The organism is Paenibacillus terrae (assembly GCF_000943545.1).
GTDB classification, from domain to species: domain Bacteria; phylum Bacillota; class Bacilli; order Paenibacillales; family Paenibacillaceae; genus Paenibacillus; species Paenibacillus terrae_A.
This window is the reverse complement of the sequence record NZ_JTHP01000132.1, coordinates 1-8,503: the sequence shown is the minus strand read 5'-3', so window position 1 is coordinate 8,503 and position 8,503 is coordinate 1. Positions and strand designations below refer to the sequence as shown.

8 protein-coding genes are annotated in these 8,503 nt (G+C 36.3%); all 8 read right to left on the bottom strand.

Translation table 11 applies throughout. The features are described from left to right. Nucleotides 1-74: 74 nt before the first annotated feature. Nucleotides 75-608, bottom strand: coding sequence for a hypothetical protein (locus QD47_RS28690; protein ID WP_044649334.1), 534 nt, complete (start codon nt 606-608; stop codon nt 75-77). After that, the gene (locus tag QD47_RS28685) at nt 526-1,731 is read right to left on the bottom strand and encodes a competence protein CoiA family protein (RefSeq protein WP_044649333.1); all 1,206 of its coding nucleotides are present in this window, start codon (nt 1,729-1,731) and stop codon (nt 526-528) included. Before QD47_RS28685 ends, QD47_RS28690 begins: the two co-directional genes overlap by 83 nt. Nucleotides 1,732-2,902: 1,171 nt before the next feature. After that, nucleotides 2,903-3,088 carry a hypothetical protein gene (locus tag QD47_RS28680; RefSeq protein WP_044649332.1) on the bottom strand — a complete coding sequence of 62 codons (186 nt, stop codon included), beginning with the start codon at nt 3,086-3,088 and terminating at the stop codon, nt 2,903-2,905. Then, nucleotides 3,072-4,202 carry a hypothetical protein gene (locus QD47_RS28675; protein ID WP_044649331.1) on the bottom strand — a complete coding sequence of 377 codons (1,131 nt, stop codon included), beginning with the start codon at nt 4,200-4,202 and terminating at the stop codon, nt 3,072-3,074. The genes QD47_RS28680 and QD47_RS28675 overlap by 17 nt, the downstream gene beginning before the upstream one ends. Before the next feature lie 546 nt (nt 4,203-4,748). Next, nucleotides 4,749-5,192, bottom strand: a complete 444-nt coding sequence (locus QD47_RS28670; RefSeq protein ID WP_044649330.1) for a hypothetical protein — start codon at nt 5,190-5,192, stop codon at nt 4,749-4,751. A 191-nt stretch (nt 5,193-5,383) separates the two neighbouring features. Next, complete coding sequence (locus tag QD47_RS28665) at nt 5,384-5,761, bottom strand: hypothetical protein (RefSeq protein WP_152643902.1); 378 nt, start codon at nt 5,759-5,761, stop codon at nt 5,384-5,386. 35 nt (nt 5,762-5,796) lie between these two features. Continuing rightward, entirely contained in the window at nt 5,797-6,393 is a 597-nt protein-coding gene (locus QD47_RS28660; RefSeq protein ID WP_044649328.1) for a hypothetical protein, read from the bottom strand. Nucleotides 6,394-6,574: 181 nt separating this feature from the next. Further along, nucleotides 6,575-8,503, bottom strand: a 1,929-nt coding sequence (locus tag QD47_RS33555) for a hypothetical protein (protein WP_044649327.1), incomplete at its 5' end; no start/stop codon positions are given.

Sequence of the window (8,503 nt, the reverse complement as noted above, 5' to 3'; positions counted from 1 at the left end):
TTTCTTTAGTTCAATTTATATAGCATCGTCATTCTTAACGACGCGCTTTGTCTGTTTAGTGCATAGCTCTTTGATTAAAAATCAAACCCCATTTGCTGCACATCGGTTTTATTGGACAGAGACTTAGAGTCCCTCTCAACTTTGCTTTCTTTTTTCTCTTTCGATCGCTGCTTCTTCTGTGCTCGGTGCTCTGTTTCTTCTAGTTTGAATTTTAAACTTGCAAACCATAGAGGCAATACCTCCGGAAATACATTGTGTTCGAACTGAATACGTTCATCTTTAGCAAGTTTTTTGTAAGCACTCCACATCGTTTCGTTATTTCGTATAATCTCAATGGATGGTAGGCCATCAGAAAGCCCCTTAATATATGCTAAAAGGTCCTTACCCTCATTCCTCGTCAGGTACTCAAGTCGTGATTCATCCACGGCCTGGTATCCAAATAGCAACAATGTTTTTTCAACCTGTTGTAGCAGTTTTTGATCGATTAGATACTCTCCATAATCCCCTCTAAAAAATTCCCTAACTTTATTTTGATGCTCCTCTGCTTCTACTAGCAGGTTTTGGATCTGATCCTGCTTCTGTCGCCATTCCTCTTCCTGTTGCTTCACTTGCTCGTGAGCTGCTCGTTCCGCCTCCCAGGTTTGCTGAATCAAGTAGGATGGGATTTAAGGCTTGCTCTGCAACTTGTCCAGCAAGTTTCCCACTTTCAAAATCTATGCCGAACTCAACAACTTGACCACCTTCATTCTCTGTTAGGTGATTTCCTAATCCAAGTCCTCCCAGAGCTGGCCCACTAAATTTATCGCTTTCACTAATCGTGTCATCTTCCTGGAGTTGAATAAGAGGTGTCATAAGAAGTGTAGGGCAAATATCTTTATCTGCAATTCGAGTAATTTGATATATTTCGTCTGCTGGTGTCCAAGGAAGCCCTCTCATTAAGGCTGGGATTCGGTAAGCTTCATTATCCGGATCACGCCGAATAAGGAAGACGTTACCGGTGTAATTAATTCCTATCACATACCCATACATGTCCATGATCATCAAAAATGCTTTGCTGTCTTTACCTTGTACCGTGAAAACACTTTCCTCCCCGGCCTCTAAAGGTACAAAGACAAATTCCCCTAGATCTGTATCAAACACTTCCTTTCTAGCCCCTGTATAGCCGTCAAAAAAGTCATCTAATAGAATAATCCAGGCCGTAGGGAGGCCTTCACCATAATACGCATTTACCCTTTTGGCCATAGTCGAGGGATAGATATTTGATGATTGAACTTCAACAACAAGTCGAAGTCTTTGTTTGATGGAAGACCCTGTGAATGCTGCAACGTCTGCCCTTATTCTTTTCCCATGGATCAGATGTCTATGCTCTTCACGCACCTCATATCCCGCTTCCTGGAGCTTTTCAAAGAGAAATCGCTTGGTCATAGCATGAGCTAATGATTCGCTTTCAAAACAAGATTCATTGTTCAAATGATAGAAGGAGGGCCGTCGAATTGCCGTAGCCTGTCCCTCAACATCTTTTTGATAGCCTCGGTTATATACTAATCGATGTTCACAAATAGGGCACAATAAATCCTCAGCCTTAAACCGGCGAATATACTGAACTTCATCTTTAGTGATTGTGAAGCTGTCTAATTCAATAAATTCCTGATCCTTATACCACTGAACTTTACCTGATGGAAATTGCTTCTCCCAGCCCGTAAAGCTGCAGATATATGCAAACTGAGGCATAACAAACACCCCTCATTAATTAATGGATTTTTCATTGCTTAAAAGAGTTGCCAGTTCAGTATCTTCTTCTCAAGAACTGCTTGCAGCACAGCTCTAAGATGGTGTGTTTCCTTTCTTTATCTGACAGCGGCCTTCTTATACACTCGATGATACCTAGATTGACTCACCAGCACACCGTCCAGAGTGATATTTTATTGAGCTCTCATACTGCCCTCATCACTTGCTATGTTTACTTTATAAGACTCATTTTCCTAACGAGAAGATGATGAAAACCTACGTTCCCATTATATCAGTGATCTGAATAAGCATCTACAAAACAACCACATTCTCTTAAAAGGGGTAGTGCCAACGCGTAGGTCTTAATATATACTTTCGTTAAAATGGTGAGCGGACCCCTAATATCAAACACTCGATCTGATTCGCCACCTCAAAATGCAGTCCCAAATCGGGTATGGTTTATCACCCTTCTTCATGAACAATCTCCTGGATTCACATATCCTAAGAAGCTACATTGCTGGCATGATGAATATCAAATTGTGACCGCGATGCTCTGCTCATCTAGAGATTAATAAACAAAGGGTCGAAACAGCGACTTTACATAATGGTGATAAAATCATTTTTCGCAATGGACACATTGGAGTATTTGCTGTGTAATGAAGTAGTTGTTGGAGAAACAAAGGAAAAAGAGCCACTGATATTTATCAGTAGCTCTTCTGCTGCTTACTTTAGCCGCGGAGCATAATCTTCTACCCTCGTCTTCATTATCCTTAACCTCTCTTGTAGAAGCTCGACTCATGGCTGATTCTTGGACCTCGCATTTTGCTTTTCATTCTACAACGAATACTGGGTCCAATTGAACACCTTTGTAGAACTAAAATCCATTAAGCGATCTGACGAAAAAGTCCGTTTTCCCTTAGTTAGGCGCTAGCTATCTATCCTTTCGCTTTGTTTTTTCAAGTATATCTTTTCTTTTGGCACGACGCACCTCTATAATCTCCCTTTGAGTTAGATCCTTAAGGGGTACAGGTTTGGGGCAAAAAGGCACAACTTTTTTGTCTCTCATCCTATTCTCATCCTTTATTAGATTGATTGAATAGTAGAAAGTATGCCCTAAATATGACTCAGATAAACAAAAAAGCCCTTGGTTTTCACCAAAAGGGCTCTGTAGTCTTTATTTTGTTAATTTAACAAGTCGCTCGATATCTTGCTCCGTCACGGAAGTCCGCTGACCGATCTGCTTAAGCATTTGCTCACGTTGTTTACGGCGCTTAGCGATAATACTTTGTTGGGTTAAATCTTCAACTAACTTAACGGTTACAACACCGGGACCCATTGTGTAACTAATTTGCTTCGACATCCTGGTCAACCTCCTTTTCAGAAATGAATCGTTGTCGTTTTTGAAGAGTTAAGCAGAAAACATGCATAACTCTACGAATCTGTCTTGACTCTATTATATCATTTCCTAGTAACAGAGACAAGGAGCGTTCGTCATCATCATCGAAGTGAAAACACCATACCCAGGTTTCCCCTTCCAGCATGGTCATTCGAAAAGCCACGATATTTCTTTCTGGATAGGGTTTATTATGGTGAGCTTGCTCCCTTTCATCTTTCGCAGCAACAACGGCAGCAAAATTTACATCGGTGTCCAAATTGAGGTCGCGGCTATTTCCTGATGTACCCTTGTCTAATATTAGTTTGAGTGTATTCCCATCTTTGCGGTAAAGTGAGAAGCCGCAAACGAAATCCATGTCAGTAAGGCTGAGTCTATCGTTTATATACCGGTATAGATTCTCATTCACTTTCTTAATGATTCCAATAAGGTAAGATACAGCATTTTCAGATTTAACTAATTCATCTTCTAGCCACTTAATGGCCTCTTCCTTTTCGTCAATTGTGAATTTAAGGTCACTAATGGTATTTTGCATGAAGTCGTGCTGACTTTTTGAATAAGCAGCAATATATGCTACGCTCGACGGATCGTGGTTATTTTGGCTGAACACTGTATTTACGATGTCATACAATCCTTCAAATGTGAAATCGCTTTTGTTAACAAACTGAGCCCAAGTTTTTTCATATTCCTTTGGACGTCTTGTCTTATATGCTTCTACATGAAATTCTGGCTGACCGATTGTAGCCATCTTATCTATGTAAGACCGGACATATAGATAGTAAAACATGAGGACTAAAAGCAATGTTCCGACAATACATAACCAGATTGGCCAATGACCATAGTTTCCCGCAACCACACCAGCAATGATCGGACCAATGATCGGCAATGATGCCCACTTTATAGCTTTAAAAGCATTCATATACCTGAAGTAGCCGAAAAAGACTTTAATCGGTCCCAGCCAGGCATTTAGACGCCAAGACTGCCCAGATTGGGTTCTCATTGTAGTAAGGACTGGATCAAGTATAACTTTAATCTCGTTTAGGTAACTGTGATAATTGGCTTTAACCTGTTTAACTACCATTTCTTTCACCTCGATATTTTCTCTATTGAATCATTGTGAAATGCTCATTTACCCTACATGATACCTCACGCTCCCTTCATTTGGTATTAAGTAAGTAACCCCTCAAGTAAATTATTGTTAAAACACTTCTTTCCTTATGGGACCATATATTAATCACAATAACTCTTTTAATCTAAGAACCAAAGACATGGGTCTCGTGGTCAGTATAGCCAAAATGGGCTGTTTGTTTTCGAAATAACGCTTACCCAATCGTGAATTAATTAAGAAATTGGATAAATAAACAAAAAACACTTTCCCGAAATGCAAAAAGATTCTGTAATAGATTACAGTTTTGCACTTAAGAAAAGTGTATGTCTCAAGATAATTTAACAGTTAAGTCGCATGACACTGCTCATGATAAGGAATATTACATATCCTGAGTATAGAGTAGAAATAGTTCTATGTAAATATAATAATTAGCGTCAAGCCTACTCGTTTAAACGTATAGAATAAATAGAATGAGAACGATATATAGTAGACAATGTGAGGGATATCAAATAATGGATCTTAGCGTATGAGAACAAAACTTTCATTTCTAGCCCAAAAATGCTCAAACTCTAAATCTAAGGACCATAGAGACCGATTCAGATCAGGAAATCCATTATTATCGGCGATCATTGATAAATACTCTTCATTAGAATCAAATATTTTAAACGAAACATATTCTTTGTCAATTTCTTGCTCAATACTTCTTCCGTTAATGAATAGTGTCGGGTCTATTGCTTCTCTTCGACTATTAACCAGAAAACAATGTCTCGCCATTAAAAGCGAATCAGGAAAAATACGATAATATCCATAAGCTACCTTCCACCCATCACTTCTAAAAAAATTTCGTTTTCGTGAAAAAATATAAAACACGTTTGTGTAGCATTCATTTACCTTTATAATATCTTGACATTCTTCAAAAAGTTGTAATGAATCGACGACATTTAAAAAATGTTTTTGAATCATACTAACCCCCTAATAGATCCTGCCCAACAACATACTACAGGTTAACTTAAGCCTAGCCTCTACTCACATTCTCATAAGCCGCCAGTCTGCAAATATATCGGATTTAACACCCACCTGATCCAAAGAGAATTATAATTTTGGTCTTGCTCGGCGAATCCCATAAAAATCTCATTTTCCCAAACAACACTCCATTAAATACTTTTGATATTTTTAGTTAACTTGACTTCGGCAGTTTTATTCAATGCTTCGTATCGTTCAATTTCTTTGAAAGTGTTAAAGGCGGATCTTTGTGACAAGACTTCTTTTCGTCCACGAACAATATTTTCATTAGGATAATTTTTTGAAAGTATGTCTTCGCAGTCTGTCTTGAGAATAGGGGCAATATCAACAGCATAGTAATCTTCTTTCCACTTCTTCACCATGTAAATATTATCTTTCATATATGTTACTTCAAAAGTAGACCCAATCCTACCTGCATACCAATAGCTAGGCTTACTTGCTTTTATAACTCTAACCCACATGTGTTCGCCGCCTTTCATTAGTTCCTCTGTAGAAGCTGGCTGATCCATTCAATATTCAGTTTGCTCATTTTTTCTTAGACTTATTAAAATGAATTTCGTATCATGGTGCGTTTCACTTCCTCATACTGAATACGTGCAGTCTTCGATTTAGCATTTATTATGCCAATATTTTCGTCTCTAACACCTAATATCTTTAAAAGCTTATCCTTATGAGGATACGAAACATAACTTTTAATGTGGTCATCCAAACTCTTTGTGCCAATATTTTTACAAAATTTTGAATAACTAAAGTAAATCAAATTCAAGTGATACAACTTATTCCACACTGCTTTTTTGTTACGGGGAACATTATCAAATAATGCCATCCAAGATTCATAATAATTACTATATAGATATTCGTTTATCTCATTATTTGTTTTGCCCTCTATCTCTTTAAATTCTGTCTCCAATCGGCAGAAAACTTCATATTCCTCTTTCTTGACCCAGCGAGTTGCAGTCTCTAGCATTCCTGAACTATGATAATCATATGTGTATTCTACGTAATTTTTCTTACATTCCGAGCACATTAGACTAACCGTTATCTCAGTTCTATTCCAGTCATCCGCTTTTAATATCCTTGATACGAAACCCATTCTACACGCGCAGTGTTCCCTATCTTCTCTCACAATCTCCCAACTCACATTATCACCCTTCGAAAATTCATTAGAATAAGTCTCTTAAGACATGACATGTTCTGCTTGATCTATTTTTCTTCAACATCTGCTAAGGAAGATCAGATTTATAGTCATTAGACCTTGAATCGATTAAACAAAAACTTTAAAGCGATCAAGTAGGACCAATTACCTCTTCACTGAGAATATGTTACCCATGCTCCCTGAAAAGTTGATCATATAATAAATATATAGGATACTCTCTAAACGATTCTTGTGAATTTTTTTCTAACTTTGTATAGAAGTAGATTGCCTCCTGTTTATTTTTCAATAATACATTTATACTAAAGTGAAGACTAGAAAACTCATTAATATCAAATCGAAATTTCAAATCCATTAATAATGCAACATCACTTTCACTTATTTTATTTGTTTTTCTTACACGAATCTGTATCTCATTTATTGCGACTATAGCTGCTTCAATAGAATCAGGTTCGTATGATGAACTTGCGTAATATTTGTTTAGTATATATTCGGCGACTTCTAAATAGTTTGCATTGCTTGTAATATCAAACGCTCTAATGCAGTTTAGATAAAATCTGTTTGTCACTTCACTTGCAAGTTCAATTAAAAAAGGATCAAAATGATTAAATGATTCCTTAACTATATCAAAATTAATATTTAAAGAATATGCAAGCGATTCTAAATCTAATAATACATAGGGACTATGTGGAGCTGACTCTTTTGTGATGTTATTTGCAATGACTGTTGTTGAAAATATCTCCTCGTTAACCTCTTTAGCAAAAAGGTTTACTATCTTTTTCTTTTTAGAATGGCAATAATACAGTACAACCATCTTATTACCAATCTTATAATTAAAAAAAGTCGAAGCATGTTTATTAGGGATATTTAATCTTTCAATATTGTTATACAAATAAAAGTCAACTAAATATTTCAACTGATCAAAAATATCTTTGTTTTGATCTCTTTGTTCAATTAAAGTATCTTCAGGAATGTTTAGATCAAAAAAAACTTTCTGTACATCAAGCATTAACTTATATCGTGCATCTATATTTTTTACATACTCTTTAATATCTGATCCATTCTCAAATCCATTTTTTTCTCCAATCCACGGTACTTCTAGACTTAAGAGAATACCTTTCATAAACTTTAATGTTTTTAGTTGCAATGTAAGTGATTTGAAATTGGTTAGATTAAAGGTGAGTTTTTTGGTTCCTCGCTGATGGGTTAATATCAAAGTATCCTCAAAGTTACGAGTGGTACATTTTTCATCTTCAGTTGTTTTAACATTAAATTGATATGTATCACCAGATATAGTTAATGTCTCCTGTATTTGAGATCCTATTTTTTGAATCCTCCCTAATTGTAAAGGAACTAGGATATTATAAGTATCATCTTTTCCGTATAAAAAAAAGTCATGTTCATAAACATTGCTGGTTGATTGGTTATCAGGATTATATGTTAAGCTCCTAAGCTCATATTCTGGATATGGAACATTTTTAGATATATCTCGTTCTATTAAATTTAAAGGTTGTTGTTTTTGTTCATTAAGGAACCTAACACAAACTGTTCTTAAATCGCTTTCTTCAAGAGCACGAAGTTCAATAGATTTAGATCCTTGCTTTTTCTTTTGGCCATACAATCGAATAATGTTTGACAACTCCTGAGGAAGCAATTGTTTGTAAAAAATCTTAGAATTCATATTCGCAGAATTATCTATACTTAATTCAACAACAAAAAGGAGCACACCGCTCTGTTTATAATAGTTTTTGATATGTTTTAATGAAAGTGAAAATTTACGGATATTTCCAGACATTTTTGATACTTGATTACCTTTAACCTGAACTTGTACTTTTCCTAAAAAGGCTTCAACTGTTTCAGTATTGTCTATGAATACAGTTATATCCCCATCGAACGAGACTCCTTTATCTCCTTCTTTAATGTCCGCGACAAGCCCTGAAAATGGGCGATTTGCTTCATTTTTAACTGCATCTACTGCTAATCTTTCTATCTGATTTGAATTTAATTTCCCCATGAATTCGTCGTCCTTCATTCGAATTTTTCTTTGCTCTCCAATTTTTTGGATGATCAGGTTGGCCCGGATTCGGCTGATTTTTAA